Source organism: Oceanobacillus oncorhynchi (assembly GCF_000821065.1).
GTDB lineage: Bacteria > Bacillota > Bacilli > Bacillales > Amphibacillaceae > Oceanobacillus > Oceanobacillus oncorhynchi.
Genome location: NZ_CDGG01000001.1, coordinates 4,134,014 through 4,154,784, shown reverse-complemented (window position 1 = coordinate 4,154,784; position 20,771 = coordinate 4,134,014). Strand labels below are relative to the sequence as shown.

The 20,771-nt window shown below is 39.4% G+C and carries 18 protein-coding genes and 1 pseudogene; 16 read left to right on the top strand and 3 right to left on the bottom strand.

All coding sequences use genetic code 11. From position 1 onward, the window contains the following. Positions 1 to 11: 11 nt before the first annotated feature. Positions 12 to 146, bottom strand: a complete 135-nt coding sequence (locus tag BN997_RS22790; protein ID WP_040980284.1) for a YqzM family protein — start codon at positions 144 to 146, stop codon at positions 12 to 14. A gap of 369 nt (positions 147 to 515) precedes the next feature. Here BN997_RS22790 and holA point away from each other — a divergent pair, with 369 nt between their 5' ends. Next, positions 516 to 1,520, top strand: coding sequence for a DNA polymerase III subunit delta (gene holA, locus BN997_RS19885; protein ID WP_042534859.1), 1,005 nt, complete (start codon positions 516 to 518; stop codon positions 1,518 to 1,520). Positions 1,521 to 1,596: 76 nt separating this feature from the next. On the opposite strand, the gene rpsT is transcribed toward holA, so the two are convergent. Then, the gene (gene rpsT / locus BN997_RS19880; RefSeq protein WP_042534858.1) at positions 1,597 to 1,857 is read right to left on the bottom strand and encodes a 30S ribosomal protein S20; all 261 of its coding nucleotides are present in this window, start codon (positions 1,855 to 1,857) and stop codon (positions 1,597 to 1,599) included. Between the two features lie 349 nt (positions 1,858 to 2,206). Here rpsT and gpr point away from each other — a divergent pair, with 349 nt between their 5' ends. The 11 genes from gpr to BN997_RS19825 all read left to right on the top strand — a co-directional run bounded on the left by gpr (position 2,207) and on the right by BN997_RS19825 (position 15,533). After that, the gene (gene gpr / locus BN997_RS19875; RefSeq protein WP_042534857.1) at positions 2,207 to 3,304 is read left to right on the top strand and encodes a GPR endopeptidase; all 1,098 of its coding nucleotides are present in this window, start codon (positions 2,207 to 2,209) and stop codon (positions 3,302 to 3,304) included. 123 nt (positions 3,305 to 3,427) lie between these two features. Continuing rightward, positions 3,428 to 4,600 (top strand): stage II sporulation protein P, encoded by a 1,173-nt coding sequence (gene spoIIP / locus BN997_RS19870; RefSeq protein WP_042534856.1) that lies wholly within the window; start codon positions 3,428 to 3,430, stop codon positions 4,598 to 4,600. A 33-nt stretch (positions 4,601 to 4,633) separates the two neighbouring features. Continuing rightward, positions 4,634 to 4,939: a hypothetical protein gene (locus BN997_RS19865; protein WP_042534855.1), complete on the top strand. Its 306-nt coding sequence runs from the start codon at positions 4,634 to 4,636 to the stop codon at positions 4,937 to 4,939. A 124-nt stretch (positions 4,940 to 5,063) separates the two neighbouring features. Further along, the gene (lepA, locus tag BN997_RS19860; RefSeq protein WP_042534854.1) at positions 5,064 to 6,872 is read left to right on the top strand and encodes a translation elongation factor 4; all 1,809 of its coding nucleotides are present in this window, start codon (positions 5,064 to 5,066) and stop codon (positions 6,870 to 6,872) included. A 382-nt stretch (positions 6,873 to 7,254) separates the two neighbouring features. Then, the gene (hemW, locus tag BN997_RS19855; RefSeq protein WP_042534853.1) at positions 7,255 to 8,436 is read left to right on the top strand and encodes a radical SAM family heme chaperone HemW; all 1,182 of its coding nucleotides are present in this window, start codon (positions 7,255 to 7,257) and stop codon (positions 8,434 to 8,436) included. Between the two features lie 76 nt (positions 8,437 to 8,512). Next, positions 8,513 to 9,544, top strand: a complete 1,032-nt coding sequence (hrcA, locus tag BN997_RS19850) for a heat-inducible transcriptional repressor HrcA (RefSeq protein WP_042534852.1) — start codon at positions 8,513 to 8,515, stop codon at positions 9,542 to 9,544. 83 nt (positions 9,545 to 9,627) lie between these two features. Next, the gene (grpE, locus tag BN997_RS19845) at positions 9,628 to 10,188 is read left to right on the top strand and encodes a nucleotide exchange factor GrpE (protein WP_042534850.1); all 561 of its coding nucleotides are present in this window, start codon (positions 9,628 to 9,630) and stop codon (positions 10,186 to 10,188) included. Positions 10,189 to 10,230: 42 nt separating this feature from the next. Then, entirely contained in the window at positions 10,231 to 12,072 is a 1,842-nt protein-coding gene (gene dnaK / locus BN997_RS19840) for a molecular chaperone DnaK (RefSeq protein WP_042534848.1), read from the top strand. Between the two features lie 183 nt (positions 12,073 to 12,255). Beyond that, positions 12,256 to 13,389, top strand: a complete 1,134-nt coding sequence (gene dnaJ / locus BN997_RS19835; protein WP_042534846.1) for a molecular chaperone DnaJ — start codon at positions 12,256 to 12,258, stop codon at positions 13,387 to 13,389. 418 nt (positions 13,390 to 13,807) lie between these two features. Beyond that, positions 13,808 to 14,749, top strand: coding sequence for a 50S ribosomal protein L11 methyltransferase (gene prmA / locus BN997_RS19830; protein ID WP_042534844.1), 942 nt, complete (start codon positions 13,808 to 13,810; stop codon positions 14,747 to 14,749). Between the two features lie 16 nt (positions 14,750 to 14,765). Next, on the top strand, positions 14,766 to 15,533 hold the full coding sequence (locus tag BN997_RS19825; protein ID WP_042534843.1) for a 16S rRNA (uracil(1498)-N(3))-methyltransferase: 768 nt from the start codon (positions 14,766 to 14,768) through the stop codon (positions 15,531 to 15,533). 73 nt (positions 15,534 to 15,606) lie between these two features. On the opposite strand, the gene BN997_RS19820 is transcribed toward BN997_RS19825, so the two are convergent. Next, positions 15,607 to 16,404, bottom strand: a complete 798-nt coding sequence (locus tag BN997_RS19820) for a Cof-type HAD-IIB family hydrolase (RefSeq protein ID WP_042534841.1) — start codon at positions 16,402 to 16,404, stop codon at positions 15,607 to 15,609. A 230-nt stretch (positions 16,405 to 16,634) separates the two neighbouring features. On the opposite strand from BN997_RS19820, the gene BN997_RS19815 reads away from it, so the two are divergent. The 4 genes and pseudogenes from BN997_RS19815 (at position 16,635) to BN997_RS19800 (ending at position 20,734) form a co-directional block, all read left to right on the top strand. Continuing rightward, positions 16,635 to 17,840, top strand: coding sequence for a Bcr/CflA family efflux MFS transporter (locus BN997_RS19815; protein ID WP_042536328.1), 1,206 nt, complete (start codon positions 16,635 to 16,637; stop codon positions 17,838 to 17,840). 115 nt (positions 17,841 to 17,955) lie between these two features. Next, positions 17,956 to 19,133, top strand: a pseudogene (locus tag BN997_RS19810) (IS4 family transposase); the annotation flags it as partial. A 269-nt stretch (positions 19,134 to 19,402) separates the two neighbouring features. Then, a complete protein-coding gene (locus tag BN997_RS19805) occupies positions 19,403 to 20,377 on the top strand; it encodes a trypsin-like serine peptidase (protein WP_052485093.1) in 975 nt (324 codons plus the stop codon). Beyond that, complete coding sequence (locus BN997_RS19800; protein WP_042534840.1) at positions 20,378 to 20,734, top strand: DUF2606 family protein; 357 nt, start codon at positions 20,378 to 20,380, stop codon at positions 20,732 to 20,734. The last annotated feature ends 37 nt before the right edge of the window (positions 20,735 to 20,771 follow it).

Below are 20,771 nucleotides of genomic sequence, written 5' to 3'. Positions count from 1 at the left end.
TATCTCTTTTATTATTGACCAATTACGCTGATGGTAACGCCCACCGCAAAAATGATAAAGAAAAAGAGAAATGAAAAGGTAAATCCTTTAATGGAGTCTACAACATCGCTGCCTTTGTACTGCGGATCTTTTTCGAATTCGTTCAAGATATACCCCTCCTCTGCTCACTATTATAGTATAAATCATCCACATAAAAAAATCTACATTCTTTACATGATTCCTTCTTCTATATGGTAACAGCCAATTTTAGCAACAGTTGACATCTATAGTTTTTGCACAGAAGCGCAAATTATATATAAGCAAATATCGTTCTTAAAATTTGTTTCTAGAGCTTATTTTAAGGCGTTTAATATAGATGCTTCATAAAGGAAGGATGCAAAAGTTTTGCGGTTCTTCCTTTATTTTTTTGTTGCGTTTATGTCTGCTTCCTTATAGGATAAAAAGAGACGAGTTTATCCATGGAACATTCACATGCTCAGTATCGAAATAATGTCTAGATGGGAAGCGTAAAATGCATGATGGACCAAATAAAAAAAATAAAAACTAATCAGATTCATCCGGTTTACTTTGCTTTTGGAACAGAATCCTTTTTTCTGGAACAATTAAAAGACCGGTTAGTAAAAACAGTTTTAGACGGAGATAAGACTAATTTATCCCTTTATGATTTAGAAGAAACCTCCATACAGGAAGTATTAGCAGATGCAGAAACATTTCCATTTTTCGGTGAACGCAAATTAATATTTGCCGCCAATGCTTCTTTTGTGAAAACAAAACCCGATAAAACACCGTTTGAACATGATTTAACGTATTTACAGGAGTATCTGCAAAATCCTCCTGAGTATTCGGTGTTATTGGTTATAGCGCCTTATGAAAAATTAGATGAGCGTAAAAAAGTAACAAAACAATTAAAGAAACTGGCGTCCCCCGTGGATTGTCAACAAGTAAAAGAAAAAGATGCAAGAAATTGGATTCAAAGTCTGATGAAGTCATATGAGATAGAAATTGAACAAGAGGCGATGGAAATATTGGAAGCAGAGGTCTCTAATAATATCCAGCTCCTGCAAAGCGAGATGGAAAAGCTGGCTCTTTATGTTGGAGAAAATGGGGTTGTTACAAAAGATATTGCACAGCAGTTAGTGTCACATACCCCGACCACTACGTCTATCGCACTTGTCGATGCAGTTATGAAAGGAAGTATTCAGGAAGCAATTCAAATTTATCAGGATTTAGAGAAAATGAACGAGGATCCAATTGCGATGATTGGACTGCTTGCTTACCAATTTCGTATGATTTTAAGAGTGAAGCAGCTGAAAAAGAAGGGGTATTCTCAATTCCAAATTCAGAAGCATATTGGCGCACATCCATATGTTATTAAAGTAGCAATGGCCAGAGAAGCTAAACTGCCCGAAGAGCGTCTGTCTTACATCCTTTGCCAGCTTGCAGAAACGGATGCCAAAATGAAGCAGGGACTGATGGAAAAAGGGCTGGCATTTGAATTACTGTTGATGGATTTAGTATAGTGAGCTGCGTTTCAAAAACATAATAAAAGGTGAAGTATTTACGGCAATTGTCCGTACTTACTTCACCTTTTATTTATTATGATGCGTTAACTTTTTTTGCTAAACGAGATTTTTGACGGCTAGCAGCGTTTTTGTGGATAATTCCTTTTTGAGCCGCTTTATCAATTTGCTTGTTCGCAGATTGGAATGCTGCTTTTGCATTTTCCACATCGTTTGCTTCTACAAATTTTTCTACACGTTTAATCTCCGTACGCATTGCAGAAAGCTGGGAAACGTTATTAGCCCGTTTCTTTTGGTTAACTTCTACACGTTTGATTGCAGATTTAATATTTGCCATGTTTATTCACCTCCTAAAAAGTATACGATTTTAAAAAACATGTTTTAGAGGTTGTTCAAGCTGAATTGCTTCTGAACATGCCCTTTTGTATGCTTTCATCAATTGTCTATATTCACAGTACGACAAGAGTATTTTACCAAAGCTACCTAATCTTTTCAATAGAATTGTTGCTTAATCAATAAATTGGTATGAATTTATTCCAGGCGTGCATGCTAAGAATGTTTGAAAACAGGAGTTTATCCGGTGAAATTTCCATCTAAAAATAAAGTGTAGAAGGAAAGCTTTATTTTTAGATAATGGAATTTTATTTTATCAGAATAAAGCATATTGAACAAAGGGGTGCGGTGTAATGAAAAATAGAGAGGATCATTTTCAAGTAAGAACAGACTTAGCTGTAGAAGCAAAGGATATGTATACGGAAAAGCAAGACAATAAACAGAAGGAAGTTGCGGGTGTCACATTTAAAGAAAGCACGATAAAGGATATAAATATTTCCTATGTGACGATTGATGAGGCAGGCGCTGAACAAATTGGGAAGAAGCCGGGGAACTATGTCACCATTCATACTGACGGTGTCAAAAAGCAAGATACAGAGAAACAGCATCAAGCAGCGAAGATTTTAGCAAAAGAGCTGGAGGAATTAATGAGAAAGCAAGACTTGCCTGATCAGGCCTCTTGTCTGATTGTGGGGTTAGGTAATTGGAATGTAACACCGGATGCTTTGGGTCCGATGACGGTAGAGAAAGTGCTGGTAACCAGTCATTTATTTCGTCTTCAGCCGGAATCTGTGGCAGAAGGATATAGCGAAGTAGCTGCGATTACACCGGGTGTGATGGGAGTGACAGGTATAGAAACCAGCGATGTGATTTTTGGGATTATCGAAAAATACCAGCCTGATTTCGTTATTGCCATTGACGCGCTAGCATCGAGATCTATCAGCAGAGTGAATGAAACCATTCAATTATCGGATACAGGTATACATCCAGGTTCAGGGGTTGGCAATAAACGAAAAGAAATAAGCCGTCAGACACTCGGTATACCTGTGATTGCTATTGGCGTGCCAACGGTGGTGGATGCAGTTACTATTACAAGCGATACCATTGATTACTTATTGAAACACTTCGGTAGAGAATGGAATGAAAGAGATGATCCATCTAAATCCTTAACTCCTGCTGGTATGAATTTCGGCTCGAAGCAGTTAACAGATGAGGACTTGCCTGATAAAGCACAGCGTGAAAAGCTGTTCGGCATTGTTGGCGGCCTGTCGGAAGAAGAAAAAAGACAGCTGATAATGGAAGTATTAACGCCGATTGGTCATAATTTAATGGTTACGCCTAAAGAGGTAGACGGCTTTATGATTGATATGGCTGAAGTGATAGCAAATGGGCTGAACGCTGCATTACATGAGACAGTAACGATTGATAATTTTTCAAGCTATTCCAGGTAGCCGTATGAAGCTTTAACATCCTCTATCAAGTCTATTTTTTCTTTTTACACGGTTCTACTTTCTCTAGTTTACTCATAGGTTGGACTATAGAGTTATTAGAGAAAGGTGGCATCGTGTATTTTTATGAAAAAAAATAACTGGAGCAAAATGGTACAAACCTTTTCTCGACGAAGCGGGCTTTATATTATATTTTTTGTCAGTATATTTCTTTTAATAAGTATATTAACGGCAGTCCAGCCTGCCTATCGATTTTCATCAGATACGTTATCGAATTGGACGAAGGAAATGGATAGTGCGATTTTTTATCATTTGATTACAATGGAAAATCGTGCTTATAAGCAGAGTTTTCCGGAAGGGGAAGCAGAAATACCTCAATTATCTGGTGTGTTTCTTGAGCTTACGTCTAATGTGAAACCAACAGATCCCAGGAGCTTTTTTGGTAATGAAATTCCAGGTTTTTCGATATTTGACAATCAATTATTAATGGCAAGTGAAAATGATTTTACTCACTTTCCGATTGAGTCCAATCCGCCTTTAGAGGAAGTATTAAGGGAAAGGGAAGCGGTGCTGACAGGTGAAGATGAGGAGGAGACAGGAGATGCAGAAGAAACAGAGGAAACGGAAAGCAAGCAAACAACTGGAGACAGAGATGTTGTGTTTATTTATAATACCCACAACAGAGAGTCGTTTTTACCGCATTTGCCAGATGAAACAGACCCCAATAGCGCCATGCATGGGGAGATTAATATCACAAATGTCAGTGATCGTTTAGCAGAAGGTCTTAAAAGGAAAGGAATTGGCACACAAGTAGATAATACAGATTTCGGGGAGCTCCTGAATGAAAGAGGCATGGGATATCATCAATCCTACGAAGTCTCTCGGGATATTGTTGCGGAAGCAGTGGCCGGCAATCAGGAGATTCAATACATGTTTGACCTTCATAGAGACGCCCTTCGCAGAGACAAGACGACACAAACGATTGAAGGCGAAGATTATGCAAAGATTTTATTTGTTATCGGCACCGGGCATCCGGATTATGAAAGGAATCTGAAAGTAGCAACAGAGCTGCATGGATTGATGGAAGAAGAATATCCGGGTTTAAGCCGGGGAGTGTTCCAAAAGGACGGATCAAGCGGGAATGGCGTTTACAATCAGGATATGGCAGAAAATGCATTGTTGATTGAATTTGGCGGTGTAGATAACACGATGGATGAGCTGTATCGTTCTGCTGATGCCTTAGCAGAAGTATTCAGCGACTATTATTGGGATGCCGAAGCCGTTCAGTCTGATGAATAAGTATGTGAATATTCTTATGTAAGGAGCGATTTGATGCGAAATATTATTATATTATTATTGCTCGTCATCTTTTTTCTGAGCGGACTCGTATTTGGAATGCAGAAGAATGAGCCGGCTGAACAAACGGTATCCTCCGACACTCCTGCAGTTGAAGTAATAGAGGATGAAGCGCAAGATAGAGAGGAACAGGAAGAGATTATTGTTGCAGAAACAGATGTACTTGAAGGTGGAAATTATTCGTTGACCAACCGTACAGCAGCTACTATGGGAGGCATCGTCAAACAATTATTTGAAGTAATTGTATCCATCATGTATGGAATAGGAGAGTTGTTTTTTTAATCAACACCTAAGTTAATCATTGAATCTCAAGGCGTCAATTGCTATAATCAATGCTAGTAATTGACGCCTTTTGTTATGGGAAGAAAAATAGGGGCTACAGGAAAAACTTAGGAGTGTGCGTGAAATGACGAATAAAAAAAGAAAGGTCAGAAACTTTTCGATTATTGCCCATATCGATCATGGGAAGTCTACATTAGCTGATCGTATTCTTGAAAATACAGAAACCGTGACAAAACGTGAAATGAAAGACCAGCTGCTGGACGGAATGGATTTAGAGCGTGAACGCGGAATAACCATTAAACTGAATGCAGTACAATTAAAATATACAAACCAGGCTGGCGAAGAATTTATTTTTCATTTAATCGATACGCCAGGCCATGTTGATTTTACTTATGAGGTATCCAGAAGCTTGGCAGCCTGTGAAGGAGCGATTCTTGTCGTAGACGCAGCACAGGGGATTGAAGCGCAGACCTTGGCAAACGTTTATTTAGCGATGGAAAATGATTTAGAAATCATTCCGGTAATTAATAAAATTGATTTGCCGAGTGCTGATACGGAAAAAGTGAAAAAAGAGCTGGAAGATGTGTTAGGGATCGACGGCGATGAAGCAATTCTAGCTTCTGCCAAAGCAAATATAGGGATTGAGGAAATTCTGGAGCGTATAGCAGAGGTTGTTCCAGAGCCCCCTGGAGAGGCTGAGGACCCGTTAAAAGCGTTAATCTTTGACTCGCTTTATGATACTTACCGCGGGGTTATCGCTTATGTTTGTGTGAAGGAAGGCTCTGTGAAAGTCGGAGACAAAATTAAGATGATGGCTACCGGAAAAGAATTTGAAGTGAATGAAGTCGGGGTATTTACACCGAAGCAGCTTGCCAAAAAAGAGTTGACGGTCGGGGATGTTGGTTATTTAACTGCATCGATTAAAAATGTCGGTGATTCAAGGGTCGGAGATACGATTACGTTGGCTGATCGACCAGCGGATACAGCGCTGCCTGGTTACCGCCGTCTGAATCCAATGGTATTCTGCGGACTATATCCGGTAGATTCTAATGATTACAATGATTTAAGAGAAGCGTTAGAACGTTTAGAACTGAATGATTCTTCCCTGCAATACGAAGCAGAGACTTCCCAGGCGCTTGGTTTCGGCTACCGCTGCGGATTCCTGGGACTGCTCCACATGGAAATTGTCCAAGAGCGTATTGAAAGAGAATTTGGTATCAGTTTAATTACGACTGCTCCAAGTGTTATTTTTGAAGTTGAGCTGACGAATGGTGATGTATTTTCGGTTGATAACCCTTCTGAAATGCCAGATCCACAAGTAATTGAGGAAGTACGTGAGCCATACGTAGAAGCTACAATTATGGTTCCGAACGATTACGTCGGAGCAGTGATGGAAATTGCCCAAAAGAAACGCGGGAATTTTGTAGATATGCAATATTTAGATGATATTCGTGTAAATGTAGTCTATCATATTCCGCTTTCGGAGATTGTATATGACTTCTTTGACCAGTTAAAATCACAGACAAAGGGATATGCTTCATTTGATTATGAGCTGATCGGCTACCAGCCTTCCCGTCTTGTGAAAATGGATATATTGCTTAATGGCGATTCAATTGATGCGTTATCGCTTGTTGTCCACCGTGACTTTGCGTATGAACGCGGAAAGCAGATTGTTGAAAAGCTGAAGACACTAATTCCAAGACAGCAATTTGAAGTGCCGATTCAAGCAGCAATCGGTAACAAAATTGTAGCCCGTTCTAATATCAAAGCGGTACGTAAGGATGTAACAGCAAAGCTTTACGGCGGAGATATTTCCCGAAAAAGAAAGCTTCTTGAAAAGCAAAAAGAAGGTAAAAAGCGTATGAAGATGGTAGGTTCTGTAGAAGTTCCTCAGGAAGCGTTTATGGCAGTCCTGAAGATGGATGAGGATTAACTGCTGAAATAATCTATTGTCGCTATTAATTAATCCCGTTACCGTGTTTTCTGCCGGTTGCGGGATTTTTTAAAGAATAAGAATGCTTATAAAAATAGCTGTAAATAGCCGCTGCGGAAAAATACTACGCTTTCCATGGGCCCCGATCCGAGCTCATCTCCTTTAAAGAAGACTTGCTGATTGGCAAGAATATCGTGTTTTAATGACTAAGCGATGTTCTTGCCTTTGAATTAGGAGGTCACAGGCCGATTTTTCGTTTACATTGCGAGAGGACATAAAGTATTATAAAATAACTTCAGAAATAACAACTGGTGTTTCTGAAGAGGAAAACAAGAAAGAGTTATCTTATCTGTTTTTTTAACAAAGGAAGGAAGTTCAATCGATGCAAGTTCAGTCAGTATATATTCATATTCCTTTTTGCAAGCAGATCTGCCATTACTGTAATTTTGTAAAATACTTTTACATGGAGACGAAGGCAGATGCCTTTATAGATGCTTTAATAAAAGAAATAGACACAGCTATCCCAGGAAGGAAAAATGTCTTTCGGACGATTTATATGGGCGGAGGAACACCAACTGCTTTGTCGATGGAGCAATTGCAGAAGCTTTTTCAGTTTTTAAATGAAAAGTTTGACCTCTCCTCCTGCGAAGAATTTACAATCGAAATCAATCCGGGGGATATTGATACGGATAAAGCAAAATTACTTCACGGTTATGGTGTAAATCGAATTTCTTTTGGAGTTCAGGTAATGGATGATGAGATGCTTGAAAAAATCGGGCGCATGCATCGAGTGAAGGATGTTTATACAACAGTTGATATTCTTACACAGTCAAATTTCTCTAATATTAGCCTGGATTTAATTTATGCTCTCCCGGATCAAACCGTTGCCCACTTTGAAAAAACTTTAAAGGAAGCACTGCAATTCGGTCTGCCGCATTATTCAACCTATGCGCTGCAAATTGAACCGAAGACCGTGTTTTATCATAAACGGAGAAAAGGAGCCCTGCACCAGCCACCAGAGGATGATGAAGTAGAAATGTATCAGCTGCTTCAGGAAAATATGAAAAAGCAGGGCGTCTATCAATATGAAATAAGTAATTTTGCCAAGCCGGGGTTTGAGAGTAAGCATAATTTAACCTATTGGAATAATGATTATTATTTTGGTTTCGGAGCAGGGGCTCATGGTTATTTACCGGGAAAGCGGACGGCAAATTATAAACCGCTGGGGACTTATATGAAGGAAATTAGCCGCAGCGGATCAGCAGTCGAACATTTTGAGGAAATAACCCTGCAGGATCAGATTGAAGAAGAATTATTTCTGCAGCTCCGAAAAGCAGAAGGAATTAATACAGAAGCATTCAGGGAAAGATATGGACTATCGCTGGATAAATTATATCAGGAAGAGTTACTTCAGTTAACAAACGATAAATTAGTAACTTACCATGATGGAAGCTATGTATTGACAAATAGAGGAATGCTTCTCGGGGACAGGGTTTTTCAGCAATTTTTATTATTGGAGAACTTTGAACAAAAAATAAAGGAAGTAAAAAGCCAAACGGTTTGACAAAAGAAATTGAATTTGATAATTTTATTATAGATTTAGCACTCAAAAGATGAGAGTGCTAACAGAGGTGATCATCATGTTAACAGATAGGCAACTTATGATATTGCAGGTGATTATTGATGATTTTATAGAATCTGCTAAACCGGTCGGCTCCAGGGCATTATCTAAAAAAGATACCCTGCCGTACAGTGCCGCAACCATTCGAAACGAGATGGCGGATTTAGAAGAATCGGGGTTTTTAGAAAAGACGCATACATCTTCTGGACGCGTGCCTTCAGAAAAAGGATATCGTTATTATGTTGATCATTTAATTGGTCCTGAAATCCATCAGCATGGACTGGGTATCATTGAAAGATTAACAAATAACGGGATATATGAGTTTGAACAGATTGTGCAGACGGCAGCAGAAGCCCTTTCTAAACTGACCAATTATACGTCTATCATTCTTGGACCGGAAATGTTTGAAGCAACCGTAAAGCAGATTCAGGTATTAGCACTATCCGATCAATCAGCAGTAGCGATTTTGGTAACAAACACAGGGCATGTAGAGCACCGTTCCTTTACATTGCCAAAAGGAGTTTCATCATCTGATATCGAAAAGCTCGTCAATATTTTAAATGACCGTCTTCAGGGCGTTCCGCTTTATCGAATTCCCGAGGTGATTCAAAATGAAGTAGCTTCCTTGATGATGAAATATATGAATGGAGTTGATTCTTCTATCAATTGGATTCGCACGCTCTTCACGCAAGAGCAGGCAGTTAAGCTTTATTTTGGCGGGAAAGCCAATATTTTAATGCAGCCGGAATTTAATGATGTGGATCGAATTCGTTCGTTTTACTCCCTGATGGAGCGTGAGGATGAAATTGTAAATCTCTTGAAAAACTCCAATCAAGGTATTAAAGTTTCTATTGGCCATGAAAATGAAGTGGAAGAGATTAAAGACTTGAGTTTAATTACTGCTTCTTATCACATTGGCGGCGGCCAGATGGGTACCATTGCACTGCTTGGTCCTACGAGAATGGAATATAAAAAAGTATTATCCTTAATGGAAATCATTTCAAAGGAAATGACTGGTGCAATGGGGAAATGGTATAGTGATAAATCATAAGGAAAACAAGGATTTTAGTTTTCTAACTATATCTTCTATGGTATAGTTTTTAATTGGAAATTAGAAAAGAGGTGCCTGAGTAGATGTCAGAGAATGAAAAAAAAGAAGAAGCAATGCAAGAAGAACAGGAAATTGTAGAAGAGACAGCTGAAGAAGCAGGTACAGATGCAGAAACTGCAGAAGAAAATGATGCGTCAGAAGCTCAAATAGAAGCACTGAAAAATGAAAAAGAAGAACTGGAAGGCCGCATGCTTCGTTTGCAGGCAGAGTTTGATAATTATAAACGACGTACATTAAAAGAGCGCGAAGCAGATCGTAAATACAAAGCACAGGATATGGTTCAGGAATTGCTTCCTGTGATGGATAATTTCGAACGCGCGCTGCAAGTAGAAGTATCTGAAGAAAATAAGAGCATCCTGGAAGGAATTGATATGGTGTATCGTCAATTAAAGGATGTATTTACGTCACAGGGTGTTTCAGTTATTGAAACAGAAGGTGCTGACTTTGACCCGAATGTGCACCATGCAGTAATGCAGATTGAAGATGATTCTGTAGAAGCAAATAAAGTAGTGGAAGAGCTGCAAAAAGGATATCTCTTAAAAGATCGGGTTATCCGCCCTGCAATGGTAAAAGTAAACAAATAATTAAAAAAAGTGTCGCAGAAGTATTGAAGGAGGAAATAAAGAATGAGTAAAATTATCGGAATCGACTTAGGAACAACAAACTCATGCGTATCAGTGATGGAGGGTGGCGAAGCAGTCGTTATCCCTAACCCGGAAGGAAATCGTACAACACCATCTGTTGTATCCTTTAAAAATGGAGAAAGACAAGTTGGGGAGGTTGCAAAACGTCAAGCAATTACCAACCCGGATACAGTTCAATCTATCAAACGTCATATCGGTACTGACTATAAAGTAACGATTGGCGATAAAGACTATACACCGCAAGAAATTTCAGCGATTATTCTGCAGCATATTAAATCCTATGCAGAAGATTATATTGGCGAAAGTGTAGATAAAGCAGTAATTACGGTTCCTGCTTACTTTAATGACGCAGAACGTCAAGCAACAAAAGATGCTGGTAAAATTGCTGGTCTTGAAGTAGAACGTATTATCAACGAACCAACAGCTGCAGCGCTTGCCTATGGTATTGATAAAGATGATCAAGATCAAACGATTCTTGTATATGACCTTGGCGGCGGTACCTTTGATGTATCTATCCTTGACATTGGCGATGGCACATTCGAAGTTGTTGCAACAGCCGGAGACAATCGTCTTGGCGGAGATGACTTTGATGAAGTCATTATCAAGCATATGGTAGAAGAATTCAGAAAAGAAAATGGCATTGATCTTTCTAAAGATAAAATGGCTGTACAGCGCTTGAAAGATGCTGCAGAGAAAGCGAAGAAGGATTTATCTGGTGTTGCACAGACACAAATTTCTCTGCCATTTATTACAGCAGGTGAAGCTGGTCCATTACACTTAGAAATGACATTATCACGTGCGAAATTCGATGAGTTATCATCTGATTTAGTAGAACGTACAATGAAACCGACTCGCCGTGCGCTTTCTGATGCAGGCTTGTCGAACAAGGATATTCATAAAGTTATCTTAGTCGGCGGTTCTACACGTATTCCAGCTGTACAGGAAGCAATCAAGAAAGAATTAGGTCAAGATCCTTCTAAAGGCGTAAACCCGGATGAAGTTGTAGCACTTGGTGCAGCAATCCAAGGCGGTGTCCTTCAAGGAGACGTGAAAGACGTATTATTACTTGACGTAACACCACTTTCTTTAGGTATTGAAACAATGGGCGCTGTGTTTACAAAACTGATTGAACGTAATACAACTATTCCGACAAGTGCATCTCAAACATTCTCTACAGCAGCAGATAACCAAACTGCAGTAGATATCCATGTACTTCAAGGTGAGCGTGAAATGGCGGCAGATAACAAAACGCTTGGCCGTTTCCAATTAACAGATATCCCGCCTGCACCGCGCGGAATGCCTCAAATCGAAGTATCCTTTGATATTGATGCGAATGGTATTGTTAATGTTAGAGCGAAAGATTTAGGTACAAATAAAGAACAATCAATTACGATCAAGTCTTCTTCCGGTTTATCTGATGATGAAGTAGATCGCATGGTCAAAGAAGCAGAAGAAAACGCGGATGCGGATAAAGCACGCCGTGAAGAAGTAGAGCTTCGCAACCAGGCAGATCAGCTTGTATTCACAACAGATAAAACATTGAAAGATTTAGGCGATAAGGTTTCTGCTGAAGATAAACAACAGGCAGAAGCTGCAAGAGATGAATTGAAAGAAGCTTTAGAGTCTAATGACCAAGAACAAATTAAAGCGAAAAAAGAAGCTTTGGAAGAAAAAGTACAGCAGCTTTCTGCTAAGCTTTATGAGCAGGTACAACAAGAAGCTCAAGAAGCACAAGGAGCAGAAAATGCAGAAGGTCAGCAAGGTGACGATGTTGTTGATGCAGATTATACAGAAGTCGATGATGACGATAAAGAAAATAAATAATGAATAACTGCTGAATAAAAGTCAAAGTCAGGATTCTCTTGGCTTTGGCTTTTTTACAGACAGGATAGAAGCAAGATAGTGCTTACAGGTAAATTAGTTTGAAGCTGATATTCATTGTTGCCATAGACAAATGAATGATGATATGATTAAACTTATGCAATCAGAGTATCGGGAGTGAATAATTTGGCAAAACGAGATTATTATGATGTCTTAGGTGTGGATAAGGGCGCCTCAAAAGATGAGATAAAGAAGAGCTACCGGAAACTGGCTCGTAAATATCATCCGGATGTAAATAAAGAAGAGGGCGCAGCAGAAAAATTTAAAGAAGCAAAAGAAGCTTACGAAGTATTAAGTGACGATCAGAAAAAAGCACAATATGATCAATTTGGGCATGCAGGCGCACAGGGTCAAGGCTTCGGAGGCTTTGGCGGCGGTGGCGGAGCTCAAGACTTCGGTGGTTTCAGTGATATTTTTGATATGTTTTTCGGTGGCGGCGGACGTTCACGTGATCCGAATGCGCCACAGCAGGGCGACGATTTACAATATACGCTGATTCTTGATTTTGAAGAAGCGATTTTTGGAAAAGAAACCGATATTGAAGTTCCAAAAGAAGAAGAATGTGATACGTGTCATGGTTCAGGAGCCAAACCGGGAACAAAAGTAGACACATGCTCCCATTGTCACGGCTCGGGTCAATTAAATCAAGAACAAAATACGCCATTTGGCCGTGTTGTCAATCGCCGCGTGTGTCATTACTGTAATGGTACAGGGAAAATCATTCCTGAAAAATGTGAGACCTGTGGCGGTGCTGGAACAGTTAATAGAAAGAAAAAAATTCATATTGATATTCCAGCCGGTATCGATGAAGGACAGCAAATCCGTGTAGCCGGCAAAGGAGACCCTGGGAAAAACGGCGGTCCAGCAGGGGATTTATTTGTTGTTATTCGTGTTCGTAAACATGATTTCTTTGTCCGCGAAGGTGACCATATTTTCTGTGAACTGCCACTTACCTTTGCACAAGCGGCTTTAGGCGATGAAATTGAAGTGCCTACGGTCCATGGGAAGGTTAAATTACGAATTCCTGCCGGCACTCAAGCAGGGAAAACCTTCCGCTTAAAAGGAAAAGGGGCGCCAAATGTTCATGGCAGAGGCCAGGGCGACCAGCACATTAAAGTAAAAGTAATGACGCCGACAAATCTGTCAGATAAACAAAAAGATTTACTGCGTCAATTTAATGAATTAGGCGGAAATGAATCCACCGATGAACAAGAGGATAATATTTTCCAGCGTTTTCGTAAAGCGTTCAAAGGAGACTAATCAGAGTAGTCCTCCAGCTTGTAGTTTTGATGATATTTTCAGATAAGCAGGCTGGAGGCATCTCTGTTTCTTGGTATAATTAAATATAAATTTTTGGATGAACTTATTTTTATTCAGGAATAGCCACGTCCAGCTCCAAGCGCCAAAAACTAGGAGATTTCACGTCGCGCCCTACGATAAAGAAGACTAGGTGATTGACAAGCCGACAGGCGCAGTCAGAGCCGTAGTCGCACTTATGCCCTGTGGGTGAAAGTCAACATCGGTTCGTCACCTCACCGTGTTTCCTTTATCTCTTTAAGTAATGGAAGTTCGACCAAGGTCGAACCACCCCAAAGTTCGGGGCGCAATCTCTACGTTTTTAAACGGGCGCTTTGCGCTTTTGGCTTATAGATATTTCAAAAGAACGGCGGTGTACAACATGAAATGGTCAGAGATTACAATTCTTACGACAAATGAAGCAGTGGAGCCTATTTCAAATATTTTGCATGAAACAGGTGCGAGCGGGTTAGTTATTGAAGATCCATTAGATTTAAAGCATTTTGAAGGGGAAGGCTTTGGAGAAATTGTGGAGCTTGATCCCGAAGATTATCCGGATGAGGGTGTCCGTATCAAGGCGTATCTGCCGATGAACAGCTTTTTAGGTGAAACGGTTGAAGAAATCAAACAGGCAATCAACCAATTACTGCTTTACGATATTGATTTAGGGAAAAACGAAGTAAGCCTAAGTGAGGTTCATGAAGAAGAATGGGCGAGTGCCTGGAAAAAGTACTATAAACCGGTTAAAATATCCAATCGGATTACAATCACTCCAACTTGGGAGGATTATCAGCCGGTCTCTACGGATGAATTAATTATTGAACTGGATCCGGGGATGGCTTTTGGAACAGGGACCCATCCTACAACCATATTAAGTATTCAAGGTTTAGAAGCGTATGTGCAGCCTGATGATAAGATTATTGATGTGGGCTGTGGTTCAGGCGTCTTAAGCATTGCTTCGATTAAATTAGGCGCTGAATCTGTACAGGCTTTTGATTTGGACGATATAGCTGTTAAAAGCACCAATTTGAATGTGAAACTAAATCATCTTCAAAATCAAGTGACGGCGAAACAAAATAATTTACTTGATGGGGTAGACAGTCAGGCTGATGTCATTGTCTCCAACATCCTTGCTGAAATTATCGTCCGATTTGTAGAAGATGCTTATAAAAACCTTCGACCTGGTGGTCATTTTATCACTTCAGGAATTATTCAGAAGAAGAAACAATTTGTCCGTGATCGTCTGACAGAAGCTGGTTTTGAGATTATCTCTGTCAGTGAATTGGAAGATTGGGTTTCCATTGTTGCCAAGAAACCAGAATAAAAGCAGGTGATGGCTGATGCAGCGCTATTTTATTTCGAAAGAACAAGTAGAAGATCAGACAATCAAAATTACTGGAGAAGACGTGCACCATATCGCCAGGGTGATGAGAAATAAGCCCGGCGATGAGATTATTTGCAATACGGATGACGGAAAATCAGCGCTTTGTAAGATTGAAGAAATACATGAAACAGAAGTGCAGGCAGTCATCGAAAGCTGGTTGGATGAATCTGTTGAATTGCCAGTGGAAGTAAGTATTGCACAAGGAATTCCTAAGGGTGATAAATTTGAATGGATACTCCAAAAAGGAACAGAGCTCGGTGCAGCGAAATTTATTCCCTTTGCAGCGGATCGTTCTGTTGCTAAATGGGATGAACAAAAGTTTCATAAAAAAGCAAAACGTTTCGGTAAAATCATAAAGGAAGCCAGCGAGCAGAGTCATCGCAACCAGATTCCTGAGCTGTTACAGGTGATGCAGTTAAAAACATTGATAAAAGAAAGTGAAACCTATCATGTAAAGCTGTTTGCATATGAAGAAGAGGCGAAGGGAGCGGAAGGAAATACTTCTGCTTTTGCATCTGTATTGGATAACCTGTCTGATCATGACCGCATTCTGCTGGTAATAGGTCCAGAGGGTGGTATCTCTGCAGAAGAAGCTGCTAGTTTGAAAGGTGCCGGCTTCCAGCAAATCCGGCTTGGAAAGCGGATATTGCGTACCGAAACGGCGGCGTTATATGCGCTTGCCAGTATTTCTTATCATATGGAAGAATTAAGGAATAAGAATTAAAAGGTAAACCAGCCTCTTTTCGGTTGTTTTACCTTTTTTCTTATATATCCATAATTTTAAGCCCGGCGATATGTCAATTCAGATAAGCTTCTATTATTTGCAGGACGCCGGATTCATCATTGGAAGGAGCTCTATGTTTAGCGGTCTTTTGCACTTCCGGGCTGCAGGTTTCCATTGCATAACTGTGTTCTGTTAAAGCCAGCATCTCTAAGTCATTATTGGCATCTCCAAAGGCGAGCAATTCATGTGGGGAGATATTCCATCTGTCTAATAATATGTTTAATCCGTTTCCTTTGTTTACTCCGGGAATAATCATATCGATACTGCCATGGCCGCTGGAAACCGCCTGCATCTCTCCTTGAAAGGCTTGATTTAATTGATAAACGATGTGACTGGTTTGATTGACTTCTACATTTAAAGCAAATTTAACAAACGTATCATCCGGCAAAGAATCAAAATGTTCCACTTCTTTTAATTGGTGATAATAATGCTTGGCAAATTTTTTAAAATCGTTGTCAGCGCTTTTTAAAATATATGCACTGTGTAATCCACATAAAATAAACGCTGCTTTATCTATGCTGTGTATTAAATAGTCAACCGCTTTTTGAACAAATTCATTAGGAAAGCTGTCGATTGTTTCCAGTTTAGGAGAGTCATAGATAATCGCTCCATTTTCCGCTACAAAATAAATGTTATCTTCTTTTCCTTTGAAAAAAGATGTTAATTGGGCGTATTGATCTCCGCTTGCAACAATAAATTTTATCTCATTTTCTTGAAGCTGCTGAAAAATACCGTCAAATCTTTTCCGGTCATAATTACTGCTGGAGTCTAAAAAAGTTCCGTCCATATCCACTGCAATTGCCTTTATCATTGGTAAACCCCCATTGTTTTTGATAGACTTGCATATACTGTTAGTTTATCATCTAATCATGACATACTCACTTGATATACTTTGCAACCATGCGTTCATTTAATAAATCAACTATTGTGTTTGAAAGATTTGACAGGCGCACCAGGAAAATATAAAATTTTACTGTTTAAAGTCATTTGCCATGACGCTGTTAGGAGTGAGAATGATTGAATTTTGAAAGAGAAAAATCGATAGAGCATAATCCTACGGGAGCAGCCCGATTAGGATTAGCATTGCTTCTTGGTCTGCTTGCTTTTTTAGGGCCGCTTAATATCGATATGTATTTACCTAGTTTTCCTGAGATTGCGCGAGATTTAGACACAAGCGCTACACTCGTACAGGCGAGTTTAACAGCGTGTCTGCTAGGTCTGGCGATTGGGCAATTATTTGCCGGCCCCATCAGTGACGCTCAGGGCAGAAGGAAGCCATTGTTGATTGCTACGAGCCTGTTTGCGGTAGCCTCTATACTATGTGCTTTTGCTCCAAATATCATCTTATTGATTGCCATGCGTTTTTTACAAGGCCTGACTGCCTCTGCAGGAGTCGTTCTCTCCCGCGCAGTTGTACGTGATGTGTTCAGCGGACAGGCACTTACGAAGTTTTTTTCGTTATTGATGGTTATTAATGCGATTGCTCCCATGATCGCTCCGATGATAGGCGGTTTTATTCTGTCATTTGATTCGACCAGCTGGAAGAGTATCTTTTTCTTTTTAAGCGCGGTCGGACTGCTCACCGTTACCATTGTGGCAATAAAGCTTAAAGAGACGCTGCCGCCGCATAAGCGTATTCCAAGCTCAGCAGGAGCTTCGTTAAAAACAATGGGCAGTCTGCTGAAAGACCGTTCTTTTATCGGCTATGCCCTGGTCGTTGGTTTTATCCACGGGGGAAGCTTTGCTTATGTATCTGGAACGCCATTTGTTTATCAGGATATCTATGGGGTCTCCCCGCAAGTGTTTAGTGTATTATTCGGTATCAATGGACTGGCAATTATCACAGGCAGCTTTCTCATTGGACGCTTCAGCGGGATTATAGCAGAAAAAACAATGCTTCAAGCAGCGGTTATCACTGCACTTACAGTCACAACCTTATTGCTTATCATGACCATTATCGAAGGACCTTTAGCATTGATTGTTTTATTCATATTTATTTATATGATTACAATGGGAATGATATTGACAAGCACCTTTACATTGGGGATGTCCAAGCAGGATCATCGCGCAGGAAGCGCCAGCGCCGTTTTAGGGATGCTTCCATTACTACTTGGTTCTATTTTTTCACCGCTTGCAGGTATTAATGAGGCATCAGCTGTTCCGATGGGGGCAATCATATTTACCACCACGCTCATGGGCTCTATTGTTTTCTTTACCCTTGTTAAAAAGGATGAGGTAAAGGGATAATTGAAGATTTAACTATCTGATGTGAACTAAAGGACTGACTGCGTCAATCATATATTACTTCATAATAAGGGAATCAAGAAGGAATATATGAGAAATAAAAAGAGATAAATACTGGCTTTCAAGCACTTTTGGCTTTCCCAGTGCGTTTATTTTTCAATTAATCTTTCGCCTTATCTTTGAACATAAAAATTGTTTTCGTATGCTGGATAGTAAGAAGTTCGCAGATCTTCCGACGAAAGATACGGTTTATCGCTTTTTAAACAAGTCTACTTTTAACTGGCGACGTTTCCTGCTTGGCTTCTTCTGTCATCTCGAAAGTATGCCATCATCGTCCTAAAGTATTTATCATCGATGATTCCTCTTATGACCGGGAATAGAAGCAAAAAAGTAGAATTATTAGCCCGGTGTTTTGATTATGCTTCTCAAAAGATGGGGTTTTATAAAGGATTCCGCATGTGACTTTGGGTTGGTCCGATGGCGTAATTTTTATGCTTGCAGCCTTCTCTTTATTAAAATCGAAAAAGCATCAAGTCAACGGTGTTTCTAAAGATATCGATAAGCGCAGTTCCGGATATAAACGCCGTCAGGAAGGCTTACAAACTGCACCGGAACAAATTCTGGGTATGCTTCAGCGTGCCATGAATGCCGGGATAGATCCCTCTTATGTGTTGATGGATTTCTGGTTTACTCTACCACCCTCTGATCAAAGACATCAAAGAACAGGGTATTGATGTGATTGGTATGGTTAAAAATTTAAAACAACGTTATCTGGTAGATGGCAAACATGTCAGTTTATAAGAAGTTTATCGTCTGGCAAAATCGGCATTCGGCAAGAAAAGCATTCTTCGTTCCATTCACACCACATAAGCCAATGGTGTGCCTGTCAAAGTCGAATTTGTGCGTAATCGTAATAAAAGAGCGACTGGCTCGCTATTTTGAGTACAGATTGTACTTTTAGCAATCAAGAAATTATTCGTATCTATGGATGCACTGGGGAGTCTTTTTCAAGACAACCAAATCGATTTTGAACCTACAAAAAGAGTTCCAAAGCCGTTCTTATGATGCCTTTATCAGTCATACCACGATTGTATTTACAAGGTATATCGTGCTTTCTTGGCAAAACCGTTGTAACACGGATGATCGAACACTCGGCGGTCTATTTTATGAATTGTGTGATGAATTGATGAACTGGATTGGGCTGTTGCTTTACAGAAATTAATCGAGACTCTTGATGATGCCATCCAGCATATCAATAAAGCAATACAAAAATTAATCAAAAATCAAGTACAGTAATGAGTGGCAGGTTTACTTAACTATATCAAGGGTTACATGTCTATTTCAGTGTGCGAAAGTTGAGTTAAAAACAAAAAAATCCTTTTTTAAGATGAATCTCTAGAGATTTTTTCTATATTTAAACATTACTGATAGCGTTTCCAAATAAAGAATGATAACATATAAGGAAGAAAGGATTAATTTCCTTGTAATTTGTATTAAAGGAGTGATATTTTTTTCTTAGTCTTGTAGATGCTATGCCGCATACAAAAAAGTAAAGGATGATTAAAATGAAAAAAGTAGGAATGTTGTTTTTTCTGACGTTTTTGTTGTTACTGTTCTTTACGGGAAATGTATTAGCAGCAGAATCAAGTGATAGTTTGGCTAAAGAAGAAATTAAGATGAATGAGTCGATATCGTACGATGGAGAATCGGAAGAAAAAAATCAAAATGTCGCACCTATAATACAAAGGGATTCTGAAAATAATGTATCCTTACCGTCTGAAGGGACAGGCAATACCTCGCATACATTGATTGAGGATGATTTATCTGATGTTACTGAAGGAACTTACGATAATTATAGTATTATAGGTCCCGATCAAAGAACTCGTATAACTAATACTACTGCTTTTCCTAATAGAGCTGTTGTAAGTTTAGTAATACAATTCCCAAATGAGCCAAATAATTTAATTGGTTGTTCAGGTTTTTTAGTAAATGAGGATACTGTTATAACTGCGGGACATTGTGTTTATGACCATGGAAAAGGAGGCTGGGCTGAAGAAGTGACCTCTTTACCCGGCAGAAATGAAAATGCAGCCCCATATGGTAGCTATGGATTTGAAACGTTGTATACAGTTACTGGGTGGAGAGCAGATCAAAACTCAGAATATGACTATGGAGCTATTAAACTAGCAGGAGCTCCAGGAAACGATACTGGATGGTTTGGATATAGAACTACAAATGCAGAATCAAATCCATCTGGGCTAACTTTTAATGTTACTGGATATCCTTGTGACAAACCAAATGGTACTATGTGGACAGATTCTGGAACTATTCTTTCTGTGACTGACAGACAATTAGGATATGATGCAGACACATATGGTTGTCAAAGCGGATCACCTGTTCACAGAAATTATTCAGATACTGGTCATACTGCAATAGCCATCCATGCTTATGGAGTAGGTGGAACTAATCCCCCTTTAAATAGAGGAACACGTATAACACAAGATGTATTTGATAATATTCAATATTGGAGTAATGAGTAATTGATTCGTTTGTTAAGCTGTCTAACTATTTTTTTTCTAGTCTTATTTGGTTGTCAACAAGAAGAATCCTCAAACGAGGCTAATTTACAGTCAGGAGTAGTTTTTATTATTTTAAATAAGGATCAGTCACCAGTAGAAAATTTTACTATAACTATTGTACAAACAAGCGAGCCTTCTCCAGATATAGGTGTAAAACCAAAACCTACTGATGTTAATGGTAGGACTGAAATGGAATTAGCAGAAGGAGAGACTTATGAAGCTGCTCTTGTTATAAGTGACTATACAACTCAATATGAAGAATTTACTGTTTCAGAGGATAAAAAAGATAATGAATTTACGTTTATCCTTGAGAATTAATAAAATACAGTCGGTATTTTATTATGATTTTTGAAAA